At 73.0% G+C, this 23,977-nt stretch carries 19 protein-coding genes and 1 pseudogene; 10 read left to right on the forward strand and 10 right to left on the reverse strand.

Annotated features, from left to right (window positions below; translation table 11 throughout):
* Positions 1-409: 409 nt before the first annotated feature.
* Positions 410-5,998: a PA14 domain-containing protein gene (locus ABTY61_RS02250; protein ID WP_350502980.1), complete on the forward strand. Its 5,589-nt coding sequence runs from the start codon at positions 410-412 to the stop codon at positions 5,996-5,998.
* A 68-nt stretch (positions 5,999-6,066) separates the two neighbouring features.
* Positions 6,067-7,170, forward strand: coding sequence for a ricin-type beta-trefoil lectin domain protein (locus ABTY61_RS02255; protein ID WP_350502981.1), 1,104 nt, complete (start codon positions 6,067-6,069; stop codon positions 7,168-7,170).
* 370 nt (positions 7,171-7,540) lie between these two features.
* On the opposite strand, the pseudogene ABTY61_RS41930 reads toward ABTY61_RS02255, so the two are convergent.
* Positions 7,541-7,747: pseudogene (locus ABTY61_RS41930) on the reverse strand (hypothetical protein); the annotation flags it as partial.
* Between the two features lie 97 nt (positions 7,748-7,844).
* Between ABTY61_RS41930 and ABTY61_RS02260 the strand changes: the two are divergent.
* Complete coding sequence (locus ABTY61_RS02260; RefSeq protein ID WP_350502982.1) at positions 7,845-8,396, forward strand: SecY-interacting protein Syd; 552 nt, start codon at positions 7,845-7,847, stop codon at positions 8,394-8,396.
* 484 nt (positions 8,397-8,880) lie between these two features.
* Here ABTY61_RS02260 and ABTY61_RS02265 read toward each other — a convergent pair whose 3' ends face one another.
* The 5 genes from ABTY61_RS02265 to ABTY61_RS02285 all read right to left on the reverse strand — a co-directional run bounded on the left by ABTY61_RS02265 (position 8,881) and on the right by ABTY61_RS02285 (position 12,152).
* Positions 8,881-9,279: a hypothetical protein gene (locus tag ABTY61_RS02265; protein WP_350502983.1), complete on the reverse strand. Its 399-nt coding sequence runs from the start codon at positions 9,277-9,279 to the stop codon at positions 8,881-8,883.
* A 109-nt stretch (positions 9,280-9,388) separates the two neighbouring features.
* Positions 9,389-9,988 (reverse strand): DUF6817 domain-containing protein, encoded by a 600-nt coding sequence (locus ABTY61_RS02270; RefSeq protein ID WP_350502984.1) that lies wholly within the window; start codon positions 9,986-9,988, stop codon positions 9,389-9,391.
* 263 nt (positions 9,989-10,251) lie between these two features.
* A complete protein-coding gene (locus ABTY61_RS02275) occupies positions 10,252-11,124 on the reverse strand; it encodes a ketopantoate reductase family protein (protein WP_350502985.1) in 873 nt (290 codons plus the stop codon).
* A 46-nt stretch (positions 11,125-11,170) separates the two neighbouring features.
* Positions 11,171-11,443: a hypothetical protein gene (locus ABTY61_RS02280; protein ID WP_350502986.1), complete on the reverse strand. Its 273-nt coding sequence runs from the start codon at positions 11,441-11,443 to the stop codon at positions 11,171-11,173.
* A 190-nt stretch (positions 11,444-11,633) separates the two neighbouring features.
* Positions 11,634-12,152, reverse strand: coding sequence for a hypothetical protein (locus ABTY61_RS02285; protein WP_350502987.1), 519 nt, complete (start codon positions 12,150-12,152; stop codon positions 11,634-11,636).
* A 235-nt stretch (positions 12,153-12,387) separates the two neighbouring features.
* Here ABTY61_RS02285 and ABTY61_RS02290 point away from each other — a divergent pair, with 235 nt between their 5' ends.
* Positions 12,388-13,800 carry a hypothetical protein gene (locus ABTY61_RS02290; RefSeq protein ID WP_350502988.1) on the forward strand — a complete coding sequence of 471 codons (1,413 nt, stop codon included), beginning with the start codon at positions 12,388-12,390 and terminating at the stop codon, positions 13,798-13,800.
* Positions 13,801-13,846: 46 nt separating this feature from the next.
* Here the strand turns inward: ABTY61_RS02290 and ABTY61_RS02295 are convergent, their stop codons facing one another.
* Positions 13,847-14,494: a hypothetical protein gene (locus tag ABTY61_RS02295; RefSeq protein WP_350502989.1), complete on the reverse strand. Its 648-nt coding sequence runs from the start codon at positions 14,492-14,494 to the stop codon at positions 13,847-13,849.
* A 343-nt stretch (positions 14,495-14,837) separates the two neighbouring features.
* On the opposite strand from ABTY61_RS02295, the gene ABTY61_RS02300 reads away from it, so the two are divergent.
* From ABTY61_RS02300 to ABTY61_RS02315, 4 genes are all read left to right on the forward strand, one after another.
* Complete coding sequence (locus ABTY61_RS02300; RefSeq protein WP_350502990.1) at positions 14,838-16,136, forward strand: MFS transporter; 1,299 nt, start codon at positions 14,838-14,840, stop codon at positions 16,134-16,136.
* A gap of 88 nt (positions 16,137-16,224) precedes the next feature.
* The gene (locus tag ABTY61_RS02305; protein WP_350502991.1) at positions 16,225-16,974 is read left to right on the forward strand and encodes an ABC transporter ATP-binding protein; all 750 of its coding nucleotides are present in this window, start codon (positions 16,225-16,227) and stop codon (positions 16,972-16,974) included.
* 5 nt (positions 16,975-16,979) lie between these two features.
* Positions 16,980-18,374 (forward strand): FtsX-like permease family protein, encoded by a 1,395-nt coding sequence (locus ABTY61_RS02310; protein ID WP_350502992.1) that lies wholly within the window; start codon positions 16,980-16,982, stop codon positions 18,372-18,374.
* Between the two features lie 180 nt (positions 18,375-18,554).
* The gene (locus ABTY61_RS02315) at positions 18,555-19,850 is read left to right on the forward strand and encodes a sensor histidine kinase (RefSeq protein WP_502895185.1); all 1,296 of its coding nucleotides are present in this window, start codon (positions 18,555-18,557) and stop codon (positions 19,848-19,850) included.
* Positions 19,851-20,008: 158 nt separating this feature from the next.
* On the opposite strand, the gene ABTY61_RS02320 is transcribed toward ABTY61_RS02315, so the two are convergent.
* Together ABTY61_RS02320 and ABTY61_RS02325 are read right to left on the reverse strand one after the other, a co-directional pair.
* Entirely contained in the window at positions 20,009-20,590 is a 582-nt protein-coding gene (locus tag ABTY61_RS02320) for a hypothetical protein (RefSeq protein ID WP_350502994.1), read from the reverse strand.
* Between the two features lie 28 nt (positions 20,591-20,618).
* Positions 20,619-21,284 (reverse strand): response regulator, encoded by a 666-nt coding sequence (locus ABTY61_RS02325; RefSeq protein WP_350502995.1) that lies wholly within the window; start codon positions 21,282-21,284, stop codon positions 20,619-20,621.
* A gap of 144 nt (positions 21,285-21,428) precedes the next feature.
* On the opposite strand from ABTY61_RS02325, the gene ABTY61_RS02330 reads away from it, so the two are divergent.
* A complete protein-coding gene (locus tag ABTY61_RS02330; RefSeq protein ID WP_350503078.1) occupies positions 21,429-21,893 on the forward strand; it encodes a MarR family winged helix-turn-helix transcriptional regulator in 465 nt (154 codons plus the stop codon).
* Complete coding sequence (locus tag ABTY61_RS02335; RefSeq protein WP_350502996.1) at positions 21,890-23,428, forward strand: MFS transporter; 1,539 nt, start codon at positions 21,890-21,892, stop codon at positions 23,426-23,428. The genes ABTY61_RS02330 and ABTY61_RS02335 overlap by 4 nt, the downstream gene beginning before the upstream one ends.
* Here ABTY61_RS02335 and ABTY61_RS02340 read toward each other — a convergent pair whose 3' ends face one another.
* Positions 23,429-23,968 carry a DUF5959 family protein gene (locus ABTY61_RS02340; RefSeq protein WP_350502997.1) on the reverse strand — a complete coding sequence of 180 codons (540 nt, stop codon included), beginning with the start codon at positions 23,966-23,968 and terminating at the stop codon, positions 23,429-23,431.
* Between the last annotated feature and the right edge of the window lie 9 nt (positions 23,969-23,977).

The raw sequence follows: 23,977 nt of genomic DNA on the forward strand, positions 1-23,977 counted from the left end.
CGTGCCTTCCGTTTGGGGATCGGCGGTTCGGTGAATCCGGCCAAGCTGCACGCCGCCTGTTCCCCGGGGCCCGCCGGTCGCGGAAGACTTCACGCCTCTGCCCGGACCGTCCAGTCGGGACCGGAGGAGAGTGGACCCGCGTCCGGCCGTGTCGCGGGCTCCGGCGGACGTCGACAGCGTTGGAGGGGCCTTGTCCAGAGGTACCGGTCGAGCGCGGTTGTCCGCGCGGTCGTGGGTGCGGTTGCGGTTACGGTGGATCGCGTTCGCCCTGGCGACGGTGTTGGTGGCTTCGCTGGCCCAGGCGGGCGTCCTGCCACCGGCACAGGCGTCCGCCGCATCGAGGCCGGTGCCCCGGGATCTGCCGCTCCTGTCGGTCCCGTCAGCGGACGAGCAGAAGCCGCAGGCCGAAGTGCCGCAGCCCAAGGCCGACTTCGCGCCCTTGGCGACCGGAGACCACCCGCAGTTCGCTGCCCGCACCGAAGCCCCGGCGGCGCCGCAGACCAGCCTGGTCTCCCCGGTCGACGGCGCCGTGGTGGGTACGGAGACGCCGGCGCTGCAGGTGGCCCCGGCCGGTGACGGCGTCCTGTACTGCTTCAAGATCTCCACCGGCTTCGACGGCCGCTCGGGCAGTGTGGTGGACTCCGGCTGCCTCGACCAGCCGCAGTGGACGGTCCCCAAGCACGTGCTGCACGACGGCGCCCGCTACACCTGGACGGCGGCCACCGCACTGTCCGGCGCGACGACCGCGACGCCGCCGCAGTGGGTCGGGCACTTCACCGTGAACCAGCGGGTCGGCGACCCGGGTCCGGCACCGACCGACCACCTGGGCCCGGTGACGGTGAACCTGTTCAACGGCAACGCGCACGTCGAGGCCGCCGGGCCGGCGTTCCGGACCGTCGGCGGATCGGCGGGGGTGAACCTCGCCTACAACTCCCGGGAGGGCGCCCCGCACGGTGTGCGCGCCTCCTACTTCAACGACTCCCGGCACGCGGGCACCCCGGACACGACCCCGGTGATGGTGCGCGGAGAGGCCCAGGTCAACCTGGACTGGGGCATCCCGTGGACCGGCAATCCGGACAACATGCCGTGGCGCGACAACCCGATGCCGCCCGCCCTGGACAAGAACTGGTTCGTCGTCCGCTGGGAGGGCCAGTTCAAGGCCCCGGTCAGCGGGGACTTCCGGTTCGCCGGCTCGCACACCGACGGCGCCCGGGTCTGGCTGGGCGACAAGCTGGTCTACGACAACCCCGGCCCCGCCGACCCCGGCGACGACTTCCTGCTGCCCGGCCCGCACCGGGCCGAGGAGGTCGCGCTGAAAGCCGGTCAGCTGGTGCCGCTGCGCGTCGAGCTGTACCACCACTCCGACCAGCGTCCGCGCATGGTGCTGTGGGCCAAGAGCAGCACCGGCCCCGACGACCAGCGCGTGCACACCCTGGATCCGAGGATCGTGCCGACGGAGTGGCTGTTCTCCTCGGATTCGCAGGCGCTCCCGGCGGGGTGGACGCTGTCGGCGCAGTCCAGCGGCTACAGCCACGCCGAGATGCTGGACGGCTCGGTGGTGCTCACCGACGGAGCCGGCGGCAAGCACACCTGGGGCAAGGCCTCCACGGCCGGCTACACGCCGCCGGCGGGCGAGGACGGTGTGCTCGCCTTCGACACCTCGGGCCGGATCACGCTCACCGAAGGCGACACCGTGTCGCTGTTCAACCCCGACGGCACGCTGGCGGCGGTGGAGTCGGTGCTGGACGGCAAGAAGCCGGCCGCACTGCAGTACGTCTACAGCGGGACGCCACCGCGGCTGACGCAGATCAAGGACCCGGTCTCCGGCCGGTCGCACCAGCTCTTCTACAACACCGATGGCAGCGACGGCTGTTACGGCGGAGTCGCCCGTCCGCCGGGCTCGGACGCGGCACCGCCGCAGATGCTGTGCCGGATCCGGTACTGGGACGGCAGCGAGACCCGGCTCTGGTACCAGATGGGCACCCTGGCCCGGGTCGAGAACCCCGGCGCGGTCATGCAGGACTTCGACTACGTGGGCCGGGCCTCGGCCAAGCAGCGCTACGACGAGGCCGGGGACAACGAGTTGGAGAAGCAGAAGGCCCTGGACAGCATCGGGCCGCTGGCCACCGTCCGGGACAGCCTGGCGTACGACTGGGTGGCGCGCCAGGCCCCGTCCGCGGAGAACGGGTGCACCAACACCGGTGACACCGCCGCCGCCTGCACGGTGATCGGCTACGACCCCGTGACCGAGGACCCCAAGGAACCGCCCGCCCTGCGCGCGGTACAGGTGCTGGCACCGGCCCCGGACGGCCGTACGGCCGGGATGCGAGCCGAGCACTTCTATCAGTACTACCTCGAACGCAAGCAGGCCACCGTGGCGCTGGCCGGGGTGTACGACTCGACCCGCTCGCGCACCGTGACCTACGACGACGCCGGCCGTACCCTGGTCACCACCGACTTCACCGGGGCGAGCATCGCCGCGGAGTGGAACACCAAGGACCAGGCCACCGCCTCCGTCGACAGCGCCGGCCGGCGCTCCACCACGGTCTACGACCACGCCGACCGCCCGGTCGACAAGTACGGGCCCGCGCCGGCGGCCTGCTTCACCGGCCAGATCCCGACGCCCGCGTGCGCGGCGAAGATGCCGCACACCCACACCACGTACGACGAGGGGCTGGCGGGGCTGTCCGCCGCCTTCTACGACAACCCGGAGCTGGCGGGTGTGCCGGCGCTGTTCGCCACCGGGGTCGGCGCGGGCGACGGGGCGCTGTCGCGGTCCTGGGGCGCGAGCCCGCCGGTGGCGAACACCGGTGGCTGGTCGGGCCGGTTCACCGGCGAGGTCCAGTTCCCCGCCACCGGCGACTACGGCCTCGGGTTCACCGCGGTCGACGGCGTCCGCCTGTGGGTGGACGACGTGTTGACCGTCGACAGCTGGAGCGACAAGCCCAGCACCGCGGTCACCGGCACGTACACCAACACCACGGCCGGCAGTCGGCACCGCGTCCGGGTCGACTACTACAACCGCTCCGGCACGACCGCGGCGCTGGCCTTCACCTGGACCCCGCCCGGCACCGGCGCCCCGACCCCGGTGCCGGGGGCGAACCTCGCGCCCCGGTACGGCTGGTCGACGGGCACCACCACCGAGGACACCTCCGGCGGCGACAAGGAACGGGCGCCGTCCAAGCGCGGCGCGAGCAGCTACTCCGACCCGGCGGCGGGGATCGACCCGGTGTACGGGCTCAAGGTGTCCGCGACGGCCGACCCCGGCGGGCTCAACCTCACCGCCCGCTCCGGCTACGAACGGCCCGGCACGGGATACCTGCGCAAGCTGACCGAAGCGCTGCCGGCCGGCGACATCACCGACCCCGACAGGCGCGACACCACCACCTACTACGGCGACACCGAGACCCGCGCCAACCCGTGCGACCCGAACGCCCCGGCCGTCAACCAGGGCGGCATGGTCAAGACGGTCACCGGAGCCAAGCCGGGCAGCGGGCCGGCGTTCACCGGTGAGACGGTCTACGACGAGACCGGCCGTCCTGTCGCCGAGCGTGTCAACGACGAGCCGTGGAGCTGCACCGGCTACGACGCCCGGGGACGGGTGGCCCAGAAGGTCTTCCCGGCCTTCGGGGACAAGCCGGCACGCACGGTCGGCTACGACTACGCGGTCGGCGGCAACCCACTCGTCTCGAAGGCCGGCGATGCGAACGGGTCGATCACCACCGTGATCGACCTGCTCGGCCAGGAGGTGGGCTACACCGACGCCAACGGCGTCACGTCGACCTCCACCTACGACCAGGTCGGCCGGTTGACCACCGACACCACCACGGTCAAGGGCGTGTCCAGTGCCGTGTCCTACGCCTGGAACGACGCCAACCAGCTGACCCAGGTCAAGGTCGACGGCACCGTCGTCGCCACCCCCGCCTACACCGCCGCGGCCGAACTGGCCTCTGTCGCCTACGGCAACGGGTCCCGCCTCGACTCGCTGACACGCAACGACTCCGGCAAGCCCACGGCGCTGGCGTGGAAGACCGTGGCGTCCGCCGTGGTCGACACCGTCACCCGCTCCCGGGACAACCGCATCACCGACGAGGCGGTGACCGAGGACGGCAGGAACGCCGCGGCCTACTCCTACGCCTACGACCCGGTGGGCCGGCTCGTCGCCGCGACCGTCCCGCACCACCAGCTCACCTACCGGTTCGACCCGGCCGACGGGTGCGGACCGGCCAGGACCACCGGGCTGAACACCAACCGCACCGCGTCCACCGACAGCCGCGACGGTGCCGCCGCGGTCACCACCACCTACTGCTACGACGCCGCCGACCGGCTCACCGCGACCACCGGCGGCCTCGCGCTGGCGTTCGGCTACGACGCCCGCGGTGACGCCGTGAAGATCGGCGACGACACCCTGGGGTACGACTCCACCAAGCGCCACATCTCCACCACCACCGCAAGCGGCGCCACCATCTCCTACACCCGTGACCCGGCCGACCGCTTGACCGGCCGAACCGTCACCGGATTCGCCGACCCGTCGAAGAACGGGACCACCCGCTACTCCTACAGCTCCAAGCACGACGACGCGGACCTGATCCTGGACCAGGACGGCGGTCTGCTGCAACGGATCGTGGCGCTGCCCGGCGGCGTGCTGCTGACCAAGAACTACGACAAGGCCGCGACCACCAACTGGTCCTACCCGAACATCCACGGCGACGTCCTGTTCACCGCCGACGGCACGGCCGCCCGCACCGGCGCCCTGCACCTGTACGACCCGTTCGGGCAGAACATCGATCCCACCACCGGCGCCTTCGCCGACATCCCGATCCCGGCCACCGCCGCCGGCGGCATGGACTTCGGTTGGTTGGGCCAGCACGAGCGGCCGGTGGAGCACCTGGCCGGCCAGCAGGCCATCGAGATGGGCGCCCGCGTCTACCTGCCGGTGCTGGGCCGGTTCCTGCAGATGGACCCGGTGAAGGGCGGATCGGCCAACGACTACGACTACGTCAACGCCGACCCGGTCAACGGACTGGACCTCGCCGGGACGTTCTCCTGGAAGTCGGTGGTGCACGTGGCGACCACCGCGGCCGAGGTGGTGGCCTTCGTACCCGGCCCGATCGGGACGGTGTCCTCCGGATTGGCCGCGGCCGGCCAACTCGCGCAGGGCAACAAGGCCGCCGCCGCCATGGACGCGCTCGGCATGATCCCCGGCGGCAAACTCGCCGCCACCGTGGCCAAGGACGCCGTCAAGGAGGCCTCGACGCTGGGCAGGGCCGCCGCCGCCGTCGAGAAGTGCAACTCGTTCTCCCCGGACACCTCGGTGGAGATGGCCGACGGCACCACGAAGCCGATCAGCGAGGTCCATGAAGGCGACCAGGTCAAGGCCACCGACCCGGCCACGGACTCCACCCTCGGCGAGCCCGTCGCGGGAGTCATCGTCGGCCACGGCGTCAAGCACCTGATCGACATCGGTGTCGAGGGCTCGGGACAGGCGACGATCACCGCCACCGCCGGCCACCCGTTCTGGGTCCAGGACCGTGGCTGGGTGGATGCCGGGAACCTCAGGACCGGCGACCTCGTCCGCGCCCCTTCGAGCACCGGTGCCGTACGCATCACCGTGATCCACGACCGCGGCGAGGTCGCCGACCAGACCGTCTACAACCTCAGCGTCAGCCGCATCCACACCTACCACGTCCGAGTCGGGGCCGACTCCCTCCTCGTCCACAACTCCGCGTGTCCCCTGCACGGGAACTCTCCCTTCAAGGAATGCCCGGGATGCATGATCAACGGCACGGGGGAACGCAAAGCGGTCGACACCGTGGCAGAGCACGACGTGGGGGCCAAGTCGACCAGGGAAGAGTCCAGCGCCCGCGTGGACGCGGTGGACACCCTCAGCCACGCACACGTCGATCCGACCGGCCTGACCGCGGCGGTGGTCGCCGGCGCCGCAGCCGCCCGAGTGACGCACTCGGCAACGAACGCCATCAGGAGGCTCAGGGAGTAGCGGAAGGCCGTCCGCATCCTCGCCCGCCTGTCGTTCGACGGAATACGCCTCATGAAAGGACCACGCGTGTGGCCAGAACCGTAGCCAGGAAAAGAAGATCGTTGTGGCACGTGGCGACCGTCCTCGCCGCGATGGTGGGCGCAGCCCTGGGGGTCGGCGCCGCTCCGGCCGCGGCCGCGCCCCCAGCGGATCCGAGCCTGACGGCACTGATCCAGCTGCCGTTCACCAATGTCAGCAACGGCTTGCTGCTGGACGTCCAGGACGGCAGCTACGAGGACAACGCGGCCATCTCCGTCAACTCGGCGCCGGGGTCCGCCACGACATGGCGCATCAACACGGGCACCAGCCTCGGGTCGGGGTTCGCCATCGTCAACACCACGACCGGCAAGTGCATGGACCTGACCACCGCCCGCTACCAGCTGCGGCAACAGCCCTGTGACGGGCGCGCGTCCGAGCAGTGGTACTTCCAACCGATCTCCGGATCGGCGCAGAAGGCGTTCAGGATCCGCCAGGTCGGCGACAACTCTTGCCTGACCGTCCAGATTCCGCCCGCCTCCGACAACTGGGTGTACACCTACCGCTGCGACAACACGCCGTACCAGCAGTGGACACTGCCCGCCGAGCTCTACCAGACGGCGTGGAACATGGCCGTGGACTACGCGGCCGCCCGGTGCAACAAGGACACCGCGACCTGCTCGTGGACCACGAGCAGCCAGACGCCGCCGTTCACGCTGCCGGAGCAGTGCGTCTCCCCGATCTGGTTCAACGACACCTCGACCACGATCCCGTGGGAGTTCTCGCTGAGCACCACCACGGGGTGGACCAACACCATCGGCTTCAAGCTGGGGGGAAGCCTGAAGGTCGGCGGCACTATCGGTCTCGCCAATGTCGCGCTGACGATCAACGGTGAGGTCAACGGCGCGACCACGGTGGACCTCAAGCAGGAGCTGGGCAGCAAGCTGACCGTGAGCGTGCCCCCGCGCCAGTACGGGTGGGTCACGCTGTCCGAACTGGCCACCAAGGCCACCGGAACCTTCACGTTCGACGCCCAGGGTTTCCCGTGGACCGCCGACGACACCATCACCGTGCCCCTCAAGTACGACAACAATGGCGGCGCGAGCATCTACAGTGCACGGACCAGGGCAACGTTCACCAACTGCGCCGGAACCTAGTAGCAGCGCCCACCTCGCCCCGGACGCGGCGGCCCGGTCGATTCCGGGGCCATCGCGTCCGGGCCGGGTATGTGGGCATGCGTCCACTGGATCGGGTGCCGGTCGAATGGCGAACGGGGGGCGGAATCGAATCGGTCGATTCCGCCCCCACATCATGATCGGCTCTCCCTGCCCGTGGGGGAGGTCTCAGCAGCGCAGCCGCCCGCCGCGGTCGACGGAACAGCCGCCCGACGACTCGCCGAGCAGCCCCGTCCGTACCCTCACCGTCCGGCTCGCCGAGCTCAAGCAGCGGCACCGTGACGAAGTCCAGGCCCTGCTGCAGGCTCTCGAAGCCGCCCAGGGCGAGAACCTGGACGCGACCGTAAGCGTTCTACCTGCACAAAAACGGCCCGCTCACCCGTTTGCCCCGGATACCCTCTTCAACACCCGCTACATGGACGCCGCCGTCACCCGGCTCCGCAAGGCCGCCGGGCAGTTCCGGCAGCTGGAAGGGGTACCGGCCCAGCATGGTGCTGCGGTGGCGCACGAATGGGGACAGTCGGGCGACGTCGTCGTCGCGGACGTCGAAGCCGTCGGCCGGTCGGCCTTACTGGCCCGGCCGGTGGACTCGCTGTCGCACTGGCGCGGTAGCGTTCACGGACAGCGTGGAGACCACACCGTTGACAGGAGCCCACTTGGCCACGAACGATGCCCGGAGCAGGCTTGGTGCCCTGCTGCTCGACAACCTCTGGCCGGGCCTGGACCAAGTCGGCCTGAACGTCGTGGAATACGACCCCGAATGGCTGTCCCCCTGTCAGATGGGGGAACCCACCCCCGACGGCATGATCCGGTGGAAGCCCGTCCCGATGGAGCAGGAGCCGGATTTCGCCGAGCTTGAGAATGCGCTCGCCGAGATCGGCACGACGTTGCATCCGGATGTGCTTGCCCTCTATGGCAGCTTCTGGTGCGGCGTGGTGGACGGGTTGGAGCACTCCGGGGAGTCAGTGTCGCTTTGCACCCTGTGGAACGAGGAGGAGCTGGGGCAGACGGTGCGTGGTCTGGCCGAACACGCGCGCCGCCAGGCGGCGGAGTCCGGCAGTGACATCAACTTCCCTGTCGCCAGCACCTATTCCGACCTGTTCTTTGTCCTCGACAATGCAACCGGCGGGATCCTGCTCCAGGAAGGCGGCCATCCGGGTGGTCAGCTGGTCGCGCCGTCGCTGGCACAGTTCCTGGCGGAGCTGTAAGAGGGTTCGCCGCGAGCCGTCGGACCCTGGCCTTGACTGTACGGGTGGGCCCTCGTATTCAACTGCCGCCGGTTCCTGTCCCGGGCCGGAGCGGCGGGTATCGCCCTGGGCGGGGCGGCGGCCGGCGCCGGCCTGTCCGGCGCGCAGCCGCCACCACGGCGAGCGACACGTTCGGCTACACCGACGAGGGCCGCGAGTACACCGTGCACACGGGCGCCGACCCGGTCTTCCGGTATCACCGATTGACCGGCGCCTCGCCCCACCCGCGGCCGGCTCGAACGAGACGGGACAGGGCACGCAGGGCGGTGCCCGTTCCTGCCGGTTGCGCGCGCTCCGGGGCGGCGGCGACAGGCCGGGGGTGCTGCTCGGCGTGCGCGGGTGTCGGGGTGCCTGGGCGCCTGGGTTCCCGGGTGCCCAGGTGTCCGGGGACCGGGGGCGCCCGTCGTTCGGGCGTCCCCGGCCCGGGTGGCGGGCCGCGCGGGGATCAGGCTCCGGCGCAGGCCTTGGTCAGCTCCCCGGCGGCGTCGCCGATCGGTCCGAAGTCGGGTTCCTTGCCCTTGGAGACGGCGGCCTGGGCGTTGTCGACGGCCTTGGAGAGCTTGTCGGCCGCCGCGTCGACCTTGCCGTCGCCGTCCTTGCGGATCGCCTTGACGTCCTCGACGATCTTCTTCAAGGCCGCGACGGTGTGTTTGCGCCGACTGTCGTCGGTGATCTGGCCGACGTTGAGAGCGGAGTCGGTGAGGTCCTGGACATCGCCGGTGAGGCTGATCGCCCGCTTTCCGCAGTCGAGGGCCTGGTCGGTGTTCTTGCACGCGGTGAACAAGGGGGCCGCCACGAGCAGGGCGATCGTGGCGGCGGCTAAACGGTACGGCTTCTTTGTCATGTCTGTATCCCTCCCGCTCCCGAGAACGTTCAGTCCTGGTGCGGTGGTTCCGGCATGACAAGTGAACGGTCGGCAAAATTTCCTCTGCCGGTGACGGAGTGACGGATCGTCAATCGCGAAGGTCGTCCTGTCGCCGCTGCCAGTCCTGCCGCTCCTGCCAGTCCTGCCAGGTCTGCCAGGCTGCGGGTGGGAGCAACGCCCGTGCACGGGACAGGAGTTCGTGGAGGACGGGTCCGTAGCGGGCGGCCAGCTCGGTGTTGTGGATGAACACGTCGAACTCGTTGGCGGCCGTGATGGCGAGGAAGGCCCGCAGGTCCTCCTCCGGCGGGGCGTGGTCCTCCCCGGTGAACCGGTCGTGGAACAGCGGCACCTCGTCCCGGCCCAGGCGCGAGTAGACGGCGGCCCGGCCGCAGCTCGCGTACATGTAGACGAGCGCCTCGGCGCGGTCGCCGATGATCTCGACCAGGGTGTCCCGCTCGTCCAGCCCGAGCAGGGCACCGTCGAACCCGTCCGTCCCGTACGCGGCGTGGCAGAGCCCGGCGGCCTGGACGGCGGATTCGGTGCCCCAGTCCGCCAACAGGGTCGCCACCCGGGCCAGATGCTCCAGCAGGGTGCCGCCCGGATGCGGGATCCGGTCGGCCTCGTGGGCGCGCAGGAACTCCTCGACGTGGCTCCAGGCGGGAGCGGTGCGGTGGTCGGTCGATGTCACCCGAAGAGTTGTACTCCTGTGGTCGACCGCCCTGCAATCGGGCTCGGCCGTTGAGTCGACGCCGCTCCTCGGACGCCTGTTGCTCCGGCAAGGGGGATTTCGACGGCGGGAGTTCGTGGCGCGGAGTCCGGTCCGGCGTGCCGGCCGAGCGGGCGGGCCGGGAGGTACGGGAGGTACGGGGACTCGACGAGGACGGCCCAGCCCCGTAGGGGCGGCGGGGGCGTTCGACGAACGGCCCCCGCCCCGCGTCGGGAGCGCGGACCCTAGGACAGCTCGCGCACCAGCCGGGAGATGGTCGGGGTGGGAACGGAGTGCGCCTCGGCGGCCCGCAGCACCGCTCCGCCGATCGCGTCGAGCTCGGTCGGCCGGCCCGCCTCGACGTCCCGCTGCATTGAGGACTTCATCCCCGCGGGGATGCGGTCGAAGGCCTCGAGCAGCGCCCCCGCGTCCGTCGGGGCGCCGACCGCGTCGGCGACGGCGGTGATCTCGTCCAGGACGGCGAGCAGTTCGCCCCGGTGCTCGGTTCGTACGACGCCGATGCCGTCGGCGTGCCGGGTGGTCAGCAGGGCGAAGGGAGCGAGGAAGGAGAGCTTGCTCCAGAGCGTCGCGGTCTCGTCCTCGCGCAGCGTGACGTCCAGTCCGGTGTGCCGCAGCTGCGCGGCGAACTCGGCCACGGGACCGGCGAGTTCGACGGCCGCGAACGGGCTGGTGTGCTCGATCCGGCCCGGCGCGGTGCGGGTGGCCTCGACCCGGATCGTCCCCGCCACCACCTGCCCGGCCGGGTAGCGCTCGCGCAGCAGCGCCATGTGGTCCAGGCCGTTGAGCAGCGGCACCACGATGGCGGCGCCGAGGGCCTGCGGCGGCATCCGGTCGAGCGCGGCGGTCAGGGCGGTCTCCTTGACGGTCACGAAGGCCGCGTCGACCGGCTCGCCCAGCTCGGTCGCCGCCTCGACCCGGGCGGTGAACTCGCCGAACTGGGCGCTGCGCACGTGCAGTCCGTCCCGGGCGAGGACGGCGGCGGTCTGCTCGCCGGCCAGGCAGATCACACGGTGGCCGTCGCGGGCGAGCAGACCGGCGATCAGGCCGCCTACGCCGCCCGGGCCGAGGACGGCGACGGTGAGGGGGGTGGTGGTCATGTGCTGTCTCCTGGGGTGGGGTGGAGGGTGGACGGGGGCTCGGGTGCTACGGGACTTCCGAGTGGAAGCGGCCCTTGAGGCCGTCCGGGCTGAGGAAGCCGGTACCGACGCCGTAGCCGAAGTCCGGGAAGTGCGGGTTGCCGTCGTCCGGGGCGTCGGAGAGCGAGAAGAGGTACTGCCGGGGCGCGGGCACTCGGGCCTGACCGTTCGGGAAGCACGGGAGGCCGCCGAGGTGGTCGACGACGTGGCCGCCGTCCGGGTACGGGCCTTCGGCGCCCGCGTCGCGCAAGTACCGCTGGAACGCGGCGCGTTGGTTCATCGACCGGTCCCGCTCGGGAGACAGTGCCCAGGGGGTCCGGTCGGCCGGCGGGGTTCGCCGCCGAGTCCGGGGACCGACTCGGTGATCGGCCGATCGGCCGGGCGCGCGGAGAGCTCCGGGCGGGGGAGGAAGGCGGCGTCGTGCGGGCCGGTGGCGGTGCCGGTCGGGTACGGGGTCACCTGCTGCTGGGTCATCGGGCGGCCTCGGGGGCGGTGCGGTGGAGGGAGACGGAGTCGAAGTGGTAGGGCACCTCGTGGCGCGTCTTGCGACCGGGGCCCGGGCGGGGCGGGCGCCCGGTGCTCGCGTCGAGGTAGAGCTCCTGGTGGCGCAGGGTGCCGTGGACCGGATCCGGCACGGGCAGGCCCTCGGCGCGCAGGGCCTCGGCCAATTCCCGGGCCGGCCAGCCGAATACGTCGATGCCGAGGTAGCCGACCGGGCAGGCGGGCCGGTCGTCGTGCGGGTTCCGGCCCACCCGGACATCCGCCAGGGCGTCGGCGTCGTGTGCGGAGAGCGAGACGCCCACGCCGGGGAGCCGGAAACCCAGGGACCAGCGGCAGCCGCACACGAAGGTCGAGTGCACCCCGTCCGGCAGCAGCTCACCGTGCGGGGCCAGCAGCGCGAGCACCGCCGCCTCGGTGAGGCCGAAGTGCAGTTCGGGCAGCGGGGCCGGCAGGCGGACGCCGAGGCCGGGCAGCAGGTCGATGGTCACCTGATCATGATTCCTCCTCGGGCGCGCGGGCGGGAGTCCGTGGCACGTGGCGGGGATCACGGGCTCGGCGCGATTCCCACATGTGCTCGACAGGTTCACCCGATCCGGCGAACTGCGCGGTGCCGTGCGCCGAGTCATCCGCCGGTGGCTGGATACTCCGGGGATCACGTGCGTGTCCACTCGATCGTCTCCAAGGGCTGCCGCACGCCTCCCGCACCCGGAAGGACTTCCGACCATGCACCAGATTCCCGGCCCAGGCGGCCCCGGCACCGGGCCGGCTGCCGCCGCCGGCCCGACCACCGCGACCACCGTCATGCCGCCCCGCCCCAGCGCTCCCCTTCCGGACCAGGACGGGGTCGACCTCGGCGGGTATACCTGGGCCGGGCTGGACGAGGACTTCACCCGGGACGTCGTCGCGATCGCGCGGAAGGGCGAGGGGCGAGAGCTGGCCGAGTCCCAGGTCTTCGAGATCGTCCGGGCGCAGCCGCAGGCGCAAGGGCTGCCGCTGCGGGTGCGTCCGCACCTGCGCGGCGAGCTGGACGCGTTCGTCGCCTCGTACCACCGGGTGATCGAGACGGTCGTGGCCGCCTGGGAGCACGACCGCGGACTGCGCGAGGTGCTGACGCTCCCCCGGGTGCTGCACGAGCAGGTGGCCGCCGCCCGGGATACCCGGGTGCACCTGCTGCGGATCGACCTGCTGCCCCAACCCGACGGCACGCTGAGGGTGTTGGAGACCAACGCCAACTGCCCCGGCGGCCTGCCCGGCGCCGGTCGGGGCCGTTCGGCCTGGCGGCCGCTGTTGGCCCGGCACGGCATCACCCTCCCGCCGCCGCTTCCCGCCGACGACGCCCTCTGGCCCGGGAGTTGGCTGCTGCGCCTTGCCGAACAGCACGCCGGCGGGCGTCCGGAGACCGTCGCCCTGCTCTGCCCGGACGGCAGCTACCGCGCCGACACCCGTGACTACGACGCCGCCCTGACGGCCCTCGGCGTCCGTGTCCTGCACGCGGACCCGCGCGAAGTGACGGCCGACGGGAGCCACGGCGTCGCCGTGCGCGGGGAACCGGTGCGGCACGCGTTCGCCAAGGTCGGCATCCAGGACCTGCTGCGGATGGGCGACGACGCGGCGCCCTACCTGGAGGCCGTGCGCGAGGGCCGCCTGTTCGTGCAGAACGGGCTGCGCGGACGCCTCATCGGCGACAACAAACTGTGCCTCGCCGTGCTCTCCGACCCGCGTTTCGCCCACCTCTTCGACGCCGCCGACTACCGTCGGGTCCGCCCGGCCGTCCCGTGGTCGCGCAACCTGGCGTACTGCGACGCCGCGACGCTGCGCGCGGTCCTGCGCGACCGCGACCGCTACGTCCTCAAGCGCCCGCTCGACACCCGCGGCAACGGTGTGGTGATCGGCCGGGAGGTCGCCGACGGGTCCGCCTGGGAGGCGGCCGTCGGGCTCGCGGGCGACGAAGGATGGCTCGTCCAGGAGTACGTGACCAGCCCCCACCTGTACGGCGTCATGGACGGCCCGGCACCCCGCCACGACGTGGCCCTCGGCGCGGTCGACGGCCGCCTGGTCTCCGCCTTCGCGCGCGCCAGCCACGGGGAGCGCCACAACGTCGCGGGCTCCGGACGCCCGCACCCGCTGTACCTGTGAACCGGACGGGGCGTCGGCGGTGGCGCCGACGCCCCGCCGACCTCGTTCAGGCCCGGCCGGGGCGCCGGGCGGCCTCGTCGGGCCGGCCGCCGGCCTCGGCAACTGCTCGGGGCGCGTCGGCGGACACCGCGAGGCCCAGCACCGTGGCCAGGCCGCCGGCGGCCTGGCCGTACCGGGCGAGCGGACCGACGGCGACCGCGAATGCGAACGAGTCGACCACCCGGCCCTGGCCGTCGCGGTAGCCGACGCCCGGGTAGGACCGGTCGACCGGTGGCAGCAGCTCGAACAGCCGCCGCTGCGGCAGTCCTGCGGGGAGCGGGGCGGGCGGCGCCCGGCGGATGCGGACCTCGCCGAAGACGCGTACCTGCGACGCTCCTTCGCCCACCACGCGCGAGTGCTGCCGGTGGATCCGCCGGATCGCGCGCAGCTCGGCCTCGGCCTCGGCCTCGACCTCGGCCTCTCCCGCGAGCCGGCGGGAGACCGGCTCGGTCTGCCGCCGGTCGTCCTCGTGGATCACGAAGCGCGCGCCGTCGCCGTCGATGGTGCGCGCGCCGTCGCCGTCGATGGCGTCGGCCCCGGGTACGGGCACGGCTTCGGTCGACGGCAGCTGCTCGGCGGCGAGCTCGGCCCGGGCGAACTCCTGGCCCGTCCCGGTGTCGACGAACACGACCCGCGCCAAGGGTGTACGCGGCATTCGCACGCCCTGTCGATCGACTGTCCGGCCCCGCCAGGACCGGGGCGGGCCGCCGACGCGCTCACCGCGGCCTTCGTCCGTACGGCCGTACCCGGACGACCGCCACGGCTCGGCGGCGCCGGGCCCCGTGGTGCCGTTGTTACTCTCCGAGACTCGGGAGCGCGGTCTGGGGCCTGCGTACCGATACCGACGACGGGCCCGATGCAGCGCCGGTCCGCCGGTCCGCCGGTCCGCCGGTCCGCCGGATCGCTGCCGGATCGTCGCGGGAGCGCCCCGTGCGAAGCGCTCGGGCACTCGGAGGCCCGGGGCGCCGATCACCGACCGGAAGCGAAAGAGGGTGGAGATGGCGAGCGTCTGCTCCGATCCCGGCCTGGCGGCCCCCGCCGCCAGGCCGGTCAGCGTGTGGCGACAGCGGAACTTCCAGGTCCTGTGGTCGGCGCACACCGTCAGCGAGTTCGGGACCCAGGTCACGTTCTTCGTCATCCCGGTGCTCGCGCTGACCACCCTGTCCGCGTCGACCGGCCAGCTCGGCCTCGTCTCGGCGATGGAGACCCTGCCCTTCCTCCTGGTCGGCCTGCCGGCGGGCGCACTGCTCGACCGGTGGGACCGCCGGCGCGTGATGGTCACGGCCGACATCGGCCGGGCCGTGGCCCTCGTCCTCCTGCCGGTCGGCCACCTCACGGGGGTGCTGAGCGTGCCGCTGCTCTGCGCGGTCGGCTTCGCCATCGGGCTGTGCACGGTGTTCTTCGACATCGCGAACCAGGCGTTCCTGCCGAGCGTCGTCGCCCGGGAGCAGACCCCGGACGGCAACAGCCGCCTGGAGTTCGCCCGCTCGACGGCCGAACTGGCCGGCCCCAGCCTCGGCGGCCTCCTGCTGCAGGCGGTCGCCGCGCCCCTGATCCTCGTGGTCAACTCGGCGAGCTACCTGGTGTCCGCGGTGCTGCTCGGGCTCATCCGGACCCCCCGGAGGCCGGCGCCGCAGCCCGGGCCCGGGGTCAGGATGCGCACCAGGATCGCCGAGGGCCTGCGGTTCGTCTTCCGCCACCGGACCCTGCGGTCCCTGGCCCTGGCGACGGGCATCAGCAACCTGGTCGGTCTGGGCGGCGCACTGGGTGCGGTCCTGACCGCGTACGCCCTGCGTGACCTCAGGCTCTCGCCGGGGGAGCTCGGGCTGGCCCTGTCCGTCGGCAACTGCGGCGCGCTGCTGGGCGCCGCGCTCAGCGGCCGCCTGATCAGGCTCGCCGGGCTCGGCCCGGTCCTGATCGCGGCCAAGTCCATGTCGGGAATCTCCGTGATCATCCTGGCGACGGCCGCCCCGGCACACGCCGTCCCCACCCTGATCGCCACCACCGGCATCATGGCCTGCGGCATCACCGTCTACAACATCGGCCAGGTGAGCCTGCGCCAGACCATCACCCCCACCGGCATGCAGGGCCGGATGAACGCCTCCGTCCGGTTCGCCGTCTGGGGCACCCGCCCGGTCGGGGCCCTGGCCGGCGGCTACCTCGGATCCGTCCTCGGCACCCGCCCCACGCTGTGGACGATCGCCGGGATCGGCCTCCTGTCCTGCCTGCCCCTGATCGTGACCGAGGACATCCGGACGCTGCGGGTCTTCCCGTCCCAGTCCTTCGAGGGGGCGTAGCACCACCTGGGGGGTTCGGTTTTCCGAACCTCGGATTGGGGTGCCAGCACAATCGACCCGGCCGTCCCGGATGTCCAGGATTGGGGGCATGAACGGGATCACTACAGCCGCCGTCGGGGCGGCGCTCACCGGCGAGGGGCTGCACCGCGAGTACGGACGCGGCGCGGCCGCGGTCCGGGCGTTGCGCGGGGTGTCCGTGGCCTTCGCGCCGGGCACCTTCACCGCCGTGATGGGGCCCTCGGGCTCGGGCAAGACCACGCTGCTGCACTGCCTGGCCGGGATGGACCGCCCCACCCGGGGCACCGTCCGCTGGGGCGGCACGGAGGTGTCCGGCCTACCCGAACGGCGGCTGGCGGAGCTGCGGCGCACCCGGGTGGGGTTCGTCTTCCAGGCCTTCAACCTGATGCCCGCGATGACGGTCGCGCAGAACGTCGAACTGCCCGGGCGGCTGGCCGGGCACCCGCCGGAGCGGGCCCTGGTACGGGAGGCGCTGGCCCGCGTCGGGCTGGCCGGGCGGGAGCGGGACCGGCCGGGCCGGCTGTCGGGCGGCCAGCAGCAGCGGGTGGCGATCGCCCGTGCCCTGGCCGCCCGGCCGGAGGTGCTGTTCGCCGACGAGCCCACCGGCGCGCTGGACCGGGCGACCGGGCGCGACGTCCTCGACCTGCTGCGCGCGGGCGTGGACGAGGACGGCCGGACGTGCGTGATGGTCACCCACGATCCGGTGGCCGCCGGCTACGCGGACCGGGTGCTGCTGCTGGCCGACGGCCTGCTGGTCGACGAGCTGGACCGGCCGACGGCGGCGCAGGTCGGCGAGCGGCTGAGCAGGTTGGGCGGGTGAGGGCGATGCGTGGTGGTTCCGTGCCGACCCTGGCGGTCGGTCAGATCCGGCGCCGACCGGCGGCCTTTGCCGGGCTCGCGGCGGCGTTGTTCCTGGCGGTGGCGGCGGTGACGCTGTTCGGCTCCCTGGTCGCCGCCCAGGCCACGGCTCCGGCCGCGGTGGCGCGGGCGGCGGTGGCCGGCCCGGGGCTGCTGGTGATCGCGGGGGCGTTCGGCGAGATCGCCGTCCTGGTCGCGCTGTTCGTGGTGGTGAACGCGCTCGGCTTCACCCTGCGCCAGCAGCACCGCGACCTGGCCCTGCTGCGGACGGTCGCGGCGACGCCCCGCCAGATACGGCGGTTGGTGCGCCTCCAGGTCACGGCGACGGTGCTGGTGGCGGCTGTGCCCGGCGGTGCGGCGGGCCACCTCGCCGCGCGGGCCTTCCTCGCCGCGCTGCAGCAGCGCGGGATGGCCGCCCCCGGCCTGCGGATACCCGGGACACCGGTGCCGGTACTGCTCGCGCTGGCGGTGGCGCTGCTGGTCGGCCTGGCGGCGACCGCGCTCACCGTCCGGCGGATCACCCGGCCGGCCCCGGCGGCCGCGCTGACCGACGGCGCGGCCGGGCAGCGCCGTACGGGCGTGCTGCGGCTGCTGGTCGGTCTGGCGGTGTTGGCGGGCGGCGGCCTGCTGCTGGGGCTGGCCGCCGGGCGACCGGCCGCCGAGCTGGACAAGGCGGGGCAGGCGGCGATGCTCGGTGCGCTGGTGCTGCTGGTCGCGGTGGCACTGCTGGGGCCGGTGGCGGCCCGGCTGCCGGTGGCGGTGCTCGGCGCCCCGGTGCGGGCGCTGCTGCCCCGGGTCGGCTGGTTGGCGGACGCCAACCTGCGCGGCTACGCGGCCCGGCTCTCCTCGGCAGTGGTCCCGGTCGCGCTGCTGGTCGGGCTGGCGAGCACGATGATGATCATGACCAGCACGGCGGAGCAGGCGGCCCGGGCGAGCGGGGCCACGACCAGCGTCACCAAGGCCACGGACGTCTGGCTGCGGCAGGCGGAGCTCGGCCTGCTGGTCGGCTTCGCGGCGGTGTCCACGGTCAACACCCTGGTTGCGCTGACGGCCGACCGGCGCCGTGAGTTCGCCCTGCTCCGGCTGGTCGGGGCGACGCGGCGGCAACTGCTGCGGATGCTCTCCGTCGAGGCCGTCCTGACCACGGCGGTGGGTGTGCTGCTCGGTGCGGCCGTGGCGGCCGCGGCCGCCGGGGCGTTCAGCCGGGCAGTTACCGGCTCGGTGGTGCCGGTGGTGCCGGGGGCGGCCTGCGGCTGGGTGGTGGCGGGTGCCGCGGTGCTGACGGTGCCGGGGATCGTGGGCACGGGGCTCTGGGCGATCGGCGGCCGTGCAGTGGAGGAGGTGGGCGGGGAGCGGGGGTGAGGGCGGAGGAGACGGGACGAGGAGGGAGGAGGTGGGTGGGCTGCGGTGACGGACGGTTCGGGCGTGCGGCGGACCGGCTGGTGACTGGGGGATGCTGGGGCGGCGGTTGATCGGTGAACGGTTTCGGTTCTCGGTTTCGGTTCTCGGTTTCGGTGATCGGTGATCGGTGATTGGTGGTCGGTGAGGCAAGTGGCGAGTTGGTGGCGGCGTGGACTGTCGGTACGGGGCGGTGAGGTGGCGTTCGCCGTCCTCGGGCTGCCGCTCGGAGTGCTGGGCGGGGTCTACGCCGTGGCGGTCCTCTACGCGGGGGCCCTGCTCTCGCTCACCGTCCTGGGGCTGCCCTTCGTCGCGGCCGCCCTGATCGGGGCCCGGCGGATCGGCGGGCTGCACCGTCAACTGGTCGGGCGGCTGCTGGGCGAACAGATCGCCGTGCCACCGCCGTCGGCGCGCCCCTCGGGCGTGCTGGCCCGGGGGCGCGCGGTGCTGACCGATCCGGTCGCCTGGCGGGCGCTGCTCTACCTGCTCCTCCGGCTGCCGCTCGGGGCGCTCGGCTTCCTGACGGCGGTCGGGCTGCCGCTCAGCTCGGTGTGGCTGGCGGGTTTCCCGCTCTGGGCAAGGCTGTTGGAGCCGGGCCCGCGCGCGGTCGACTGGCTGGACGTCGCCGGGCCCCCGGTCGGCCTCGCGGTGCTGGCCGCCGTACCCGCCGCGCTGCGGGCCCTGAGCCGGGCCAACCGGGCGCTGGCCCGGGCGCTGCTCGGACCGGTGCGTTCCCAGCAGCGGGTGCGCGAACTGGAGTTGGCCCGCGCCACGCTGCTCGCCGAGAACACGGACCGGTTGCGGCAGTTGGAACGCGATCTGCACGACGGTACCCAGGCGCAGTTGGTCGCGCTCGCCATCACCCTCTCGTTGGCGGACGACGCCCTCGGCGATCCGGAGGCATCCGGGGGCGGGGCGGGGAGCAGTGCCGGTGCCAGTGCCAGTGCCGGTGCCAGTGCCGGTGCCGACCTGGGGCGGCTGCGCACCCTGGTCGACCGGGCGCGCGGGCAGACCGATGACACCATCACCGGGCTGCGCCGCCTGACCCGGGGCATCCACCCGGTGGCGCTGGACGGCGGGTTGGCCGAGGCAATGCCCGGGCTGACCGCCACCTCTCCGGTGCCGGTGACGCTCCGGCTGGACCTGCGGGAGCGGCCGGCGGAGGCGATCGAGCGGGCGGTCTACTTCTGCGCGGCCGAACTGCTCACCAACGTGGCCAAGCACAGCGGGGCGCGAACGGCCGAGCTGACGGCGAGCGCGGTCGACGGCCGGGTCCGGCTGACGGTCCGCGACGACGGGCGTGGCGGCGCCAGCATCGGCGCGGGGACGGGGTTGGCCGGGCTGGCCGAGCGCCTCGCGGCGGTGGACGGGAGGCTGCGGGTGGACAGCCCGCCGGGCGGGCCGACGGCGGTCACCGCCGAGCTGCCGAGCAGACTGTGAGGCGGGGGTGGGGGCGACCTGTCCGACCGTCTGATCGTCCGAGTGCCCGGTGCCCGGTGCCCGGTGGGCGGTGGGCGGTGGGCGTCGATCGAGCCGGTGAGCGTGGCGTGGAAGGCTGCCCGCCCATCGCCGACGGCGGGTCTGGGGCCGGACAGGCCCTACCGCGCCCAGCGTCCCATGGTCGGCGCGGTGCCGATCAGGCACTCGACGCCGGTCGGGAAGCCGACGAGGGCGTAGGCGGTCAGGCGGAGGTGGCCCTCGAGGCAGACCAGGTTGTCCCGCCTCTCGCCGACGAGTATGAGCGGAGGAAAGCGCTCGCCGCTGACGAGCGCCCGGGCAGCGTCGACGAACGGTTCATTGGACACGTCGAACGCCCGCAGCCCTGCCTTGACGCGTGCGGCCGCGTCGGTCGGCCGGCGGCTGCCACCCGACAGTTCGACCCAGTAGGAGTACTCGAGGTAGCGCACGGCGGCCGCCTCGTCGGCGGACAGGAGCGCCCTGGTCCAGGCGACCTGAGTGGGGAAGCCCTCGAACAGGTCGCGGTTCTCGCCGTACCCGCGCGTCGCGGCGAGCAGGGCGCGACGCGCGACGTTCGCTCCGGCGTCGGAGAGGTCCGGACGCGTCAGCAACTGCTCGGCCTGCCCGGCTGCCGCCAGCTGGGACCGGAGGTTCCGGCCGAACCTCCGGCTGGACAGCTCGCCGCGCAGGAAGCAGGCGACCATCTCGTCCTCGCTGCTCATGCCCAATACCCGCACGACCGTCAGCCCCTCAGGCCCCGGTCTCCGCGAGGTAGGCCAGGACGGCCTTGACCCGGCGGTTGTCGGCGTCCGTGGCGGGCAGGTCGAACTTGGTGAACACGGAGGCCACGTGCTTCTCCACCGCACGCTCGGAGACCACCAGCCGTCCGGCGATCGAGCGGTTGGAGTGGCCCTGGGCCATCAGCTCCAGCACGTCGCGCTCGCGGGAGGTGAGCGAGTCCACCCTGCTGCGCCGTCCGCCGTGCATCAGCCCGTTGACGATCTCCGGGTCGAGCGCCGTGCCGCCCGCGGCGACCCGGTGCAGCGCGTCCACGAACTCGGAGGTGCGGGCCACCCGTTCCTTGAGCAGGTAGCCGATGCCGGCCGCGCCGTCGGTCAGCAGTCGGGCGGCCCAGGCGGTCTCCACGTGCTGGGAGAAGACCAGGATGCCGACCCCGGGCGTGGTGGCCCGGATCTCGACCGCGGCCCGGATCCCCTCGTCGGTGTGGGTGGGTGGCATCCGGATGTCCACCACGGCCACGTCGGGTCGGTGGTCGGTGACGGCGGCGACCAGTTCCGGGGCCGTACCGGCGGTGGCGACCACCGCGCACCCGCGGGCGGTCAGGAGCTCGACCATCCCCTCGCGGAGGATCACCGAGTCCTCGGCGAGGACGACGCGGAGCTGATTGTCGATCATGGCGCCATTATCCGGGTGGGCGCGATGGCGGCGGATGCGGGCTGTCTGTACGGCGGTAGATATGCAGCAAGGCTGGACAGTTTGGACTGATGAAATTACCGTGGAGTCGTGACTGAGAAGCCGATCGCCCCAACCAGCCCCGAAATGCCCGCCGCCAGCCCCGCCGATGCCCCCGATTCCGCCGCGCTGGCCGCCCGGGAGCTCCGGGCCGTGTTCAGCCGGCTGCGCCGGACCCTCAAGGAGAAGGGGCAGGGGACCACCGGTCTCACCCCCTCCCAGACCGCGGTGCTCAACCGCCTGATCACCGACGGGCCGGCCTCGGCGAGTGCGCTGGCCGCCGCGGAGCGGGTCCGGCCGCAGTCGATGGCCGCCACGCTGGCCGCGCTGGAGGCGCACGGGCTGGTCGGCCGGAGCCCCGACCCCGAGGACGGGCGCCGTCAGGTGGTCGACCTGAGCGCGACCGGGCTGGCGTGGATCGCGGACAGCCGTCGGGCCCGCGAGGAGTGGCTGGCCCGGGCACTGCAGGAGGAGCTCACCGAGGCCGAACGCGCCACCGTGCTGGCGGCGCTGCCCCTGCTGGACCGCTTGAACCGGCGGGACCGGCGATGACGGGCCCGTCGACGCTGCTGGCGCGGCTGCGTTCCCGGCGTCAGGGCGCGCTTGCCGCGGAGGGCGCGGAGGCTGCGAACCCGGTCGAGGAGTTGGCCAGTCGGGCCGAGGAGTCGGCAAGCCCGGTCGAGGCGGGCGGCCCCGGCGGCGGGTTCAACCGTCGGCTGCTCGCCCCGATGGTGCTGGGCTCGGTGCTCAACCCGATCAACTCCTCGATGATCGCGGTGGCCCTGGTGCCCGTCGGTACGGCCTTCGGTGCGCCGCCCGCAGAGACGGCCTGGCTGGTGAGCGGGCTCTACCTGGCGACCGCCGTCGGCCAGCCGGTGATCGGGCGGCTGGTGGACACCTACGGTCCCCGCCGGCTCTACCTGGCCGGGACGACGCTGGTCGGCCTGGCGGGACTGGTCGGTGCGCTCGCGCCCACGCTCGGGCTGCTGATCGTCGCCCGGGTGCTGCTCGGCATCGGCACCTCCGCCGCCTACCCGGCCGCGATGCACCTGACCCGCAGTGAGGCCGAGCGAACCGGGCGGAGCAGCCCCACCGGGGTGCTGACGGCACTGGCTGTCGCCAACCAGACCATCGCCGTGATCGGGCCGACCCTCGGCGGCCTGCTGATCGGGCTGGGCGGCTGGCGGACGATCTTCGCGGTCAACGTCCCGCTGTCGCTGGCCTGTCTGGTGCTCGGGGCCGCCCGGCTGCCCGTCGCCGCGCCGCGCAGGGCAGCCGGGGAGCGGCTGGACCGGGCCGGGATCGCACTGTTCGCGGTCCTCCTGCTGGCGTCGATGCTGTTCGTGATGAGGCCCGGGACCGCGCGCTGGTACCTGCCGGTGCTCGCGCTACTGGCCGGTGTCGGCTTCGCGGTCCGGGAGACCAGGGTCCGCAGTCCGTTCATCGACCTGCGGGCACTGGCCGGCAACCGTCCGCTGGTCGCCACCTATCTGCGCCAGGTGCTCGGCTACACGGCCGTCTACGCCTTCCTCTACGGCTACACCCAGTGGTTGGAGGAGGGGCGGGGATTGAGCGCCGCGTCCGCCGGGCTGGTGCTGCTACCGCTCTCGCTGACCGCCCTCACGGTCTCCGGTGTGACCGGTCGCCGTCCGGCGGTGTGCGGCAAGCTGGTGGTCGGTTCGGTCATCCAAATGGCGGCCTGTGCAGCCCTGTTGGCGGCGGGGCCGACCAGTTCGCCGGTGCTGCTGATCGCGGTCGGGGTACTGGCGGGCATCCCGCAGGGGCTGATCGGCCTCGGCAACCAGACCGCGCTCTACCACCAGGCGGACCCGGCCGCCATCGCCTCCGCGGCCGGGCTGTTGCGGACCTTCATGTACCTCGGGGCGATGGCCGCCTCGGCCGCGAACGCGGCCTTCTTCCCGCGCGGCGCCACCACGGTGGGGCTGCACCACCTCGCGCTGTTCATGTTCGGCGGGGCGGCGCTGCTCTTCCTCCTGGTCCTCCCGGACCGCTCGCTCAGCCGGATCGGATCAGACCGGACCGGACCGGATCATAAAGCCTTGAAACAAAAGGAAGTTGACGATTGATCAGATCGGAAAGGGGTCGGTCGGGCCGGGTCGGCCTGATGGGTCGTCGGTGGGGGGCTGCCCGCGCCAGGCGTGCACGCCGGGGGTGAGCTCGACCACCTCGGCCGGGAAGTCGGCCCGGACGCGTGCGAGCAGGTCGCGCTGTTCGTCCAGCCACCCGGCGGCGGGGGAGAGCACGACCCGGAGGGTGACCCCGGACTCCTCGGCGTCGGAGACGGTCACCCAGACCCCGCCCGGCCGTCCGGGCTCGATCCGTAGCTCCGGGCCGTGCTCCTCGTCCAGCCAGCGCACCGCGCAGCGGAGTGAGAGTCGGTCCAACGCCTGCTCCCATTGCTGGAGTTGGCGCTCGGTGACCAGGGTGACGAACTGCCCGCGCACCGAGTCGGCGGTGACGGTGATCTCGCAGTCGAGCCAGTCGTGCCCGAGCAGGGAGCCCGGTGCGTGCCGCCCGAGGACCCGTACCCGCACGCTGCGGCCACCGTTGCGCCCGTCGCAGCCGGGGGCGTCGTCGGTGCCCGGGCGGTCGGTCAGTCTGATCAACTCATGCTG

Source organism: Kitasatospora sp. NPDC096128 (assembly GCF_040303105.1).
Lineage (GTDB): Bacteria > Actinomycetota > Actinomycetes > Streptomycetales > Streptomycetaceae > Kitasatospora.

What these genes read in the sequence shown, in the direction of transcription:
- ABTY61_RS02295 (WP_350502989.1), bottom strand. Translation starts at nt 14,494, where the DNA reads ATGCCGCGTACACCCTTGGCGCGGGTCGTGTTCGTCGACACCGGGACG.
- ABTY61_RS02305 (WP_350502991.1), top strand. Translation starts at nt 16,225, where the DNA reads ATGAACGGGATCACTACAGCCGCCGTCGGGGCGGCGCTCACCGGCGAG.
- ABTY61_RS02290 (WP_350502988.1), top strand. Translation starts at nt 12,388, where the DNA reads ATGCACCAGATTCCCGGCCCAGGCGGCCCCGGCACCGGGCCGGCTGCC.
- ABTY61_RS02300 (WP_350502990.1), top strand. Translation starts at nt 14,838, where the DNA reads ATGGCGAGCGTCTGCTCCGATCCCGGCCTGGCGGCCCCCGCCGCCAGG.
- ABTY61_RS02280 (WP_350502986.1), bottom strand. Translation starts at nt 11,443, where the DNA reads ATGAACCAACGCGCCGCGTTCCAGCGGTACTTGCGCGACGCGGGCGCC.
- ABTY61_RS02275 (WP_350502985.1), bottom strand. Translation starts at nt 11,124, where the DNA reads ATGACCACCACCCCCCTCACCGTCGCCGTCCTCGGCCCGGGCGGCGTA.
- ABTY61_RS02320 (WP_350502994.1), bottom strand. Translation starts at nt 20,590, where the DNA reads ATGAGCAGCGAGGACGAGATGGTCGCCTGCTTCCTGCGCGGCGAGCTG.
- ABTY61_RS02335 (WP_350502996.1), top strand. Translation starts at nt 21,890, where the DNA reads ATGACGGGCCCGTCGACGCTGCTGGCGCGGCTGCGTTCCCGGCGTCAG.
- ABTY61_RS02265 (WP_350502983.1), bottom strand. Translation starts at nt 9,279, where the DNA reads ATGACAAAGAAGCCGTACCGTTTAGCCGCCGCCACGATCGCCCTGCTC.
- ABTY61_RS02310 (WP_350502992.1), top strand. Translation starts at nt 16,980, where the DNA reads ATGCGTGGTGGTTCCGTGCCGACCCTGGCGGTCGGTCAGATCCGGCGC.
- ABTY61_RS02325 (WP_350502995.1), bottom strand. Translation starts at nt 21,284, where the DNA reads ATGATCGACAATCAGCTCCGCGTCGTCCTCGCCGAGGACTCGGTGATC.
- ABTY61_RS02330 (WP_350503078.1), top strand. Translation starts at nt 21,429, where the DNA reads ATGCCCGCCGCCAGCCCCGCCGATGCCCCCGATTCCGCCGCGCTGGCC.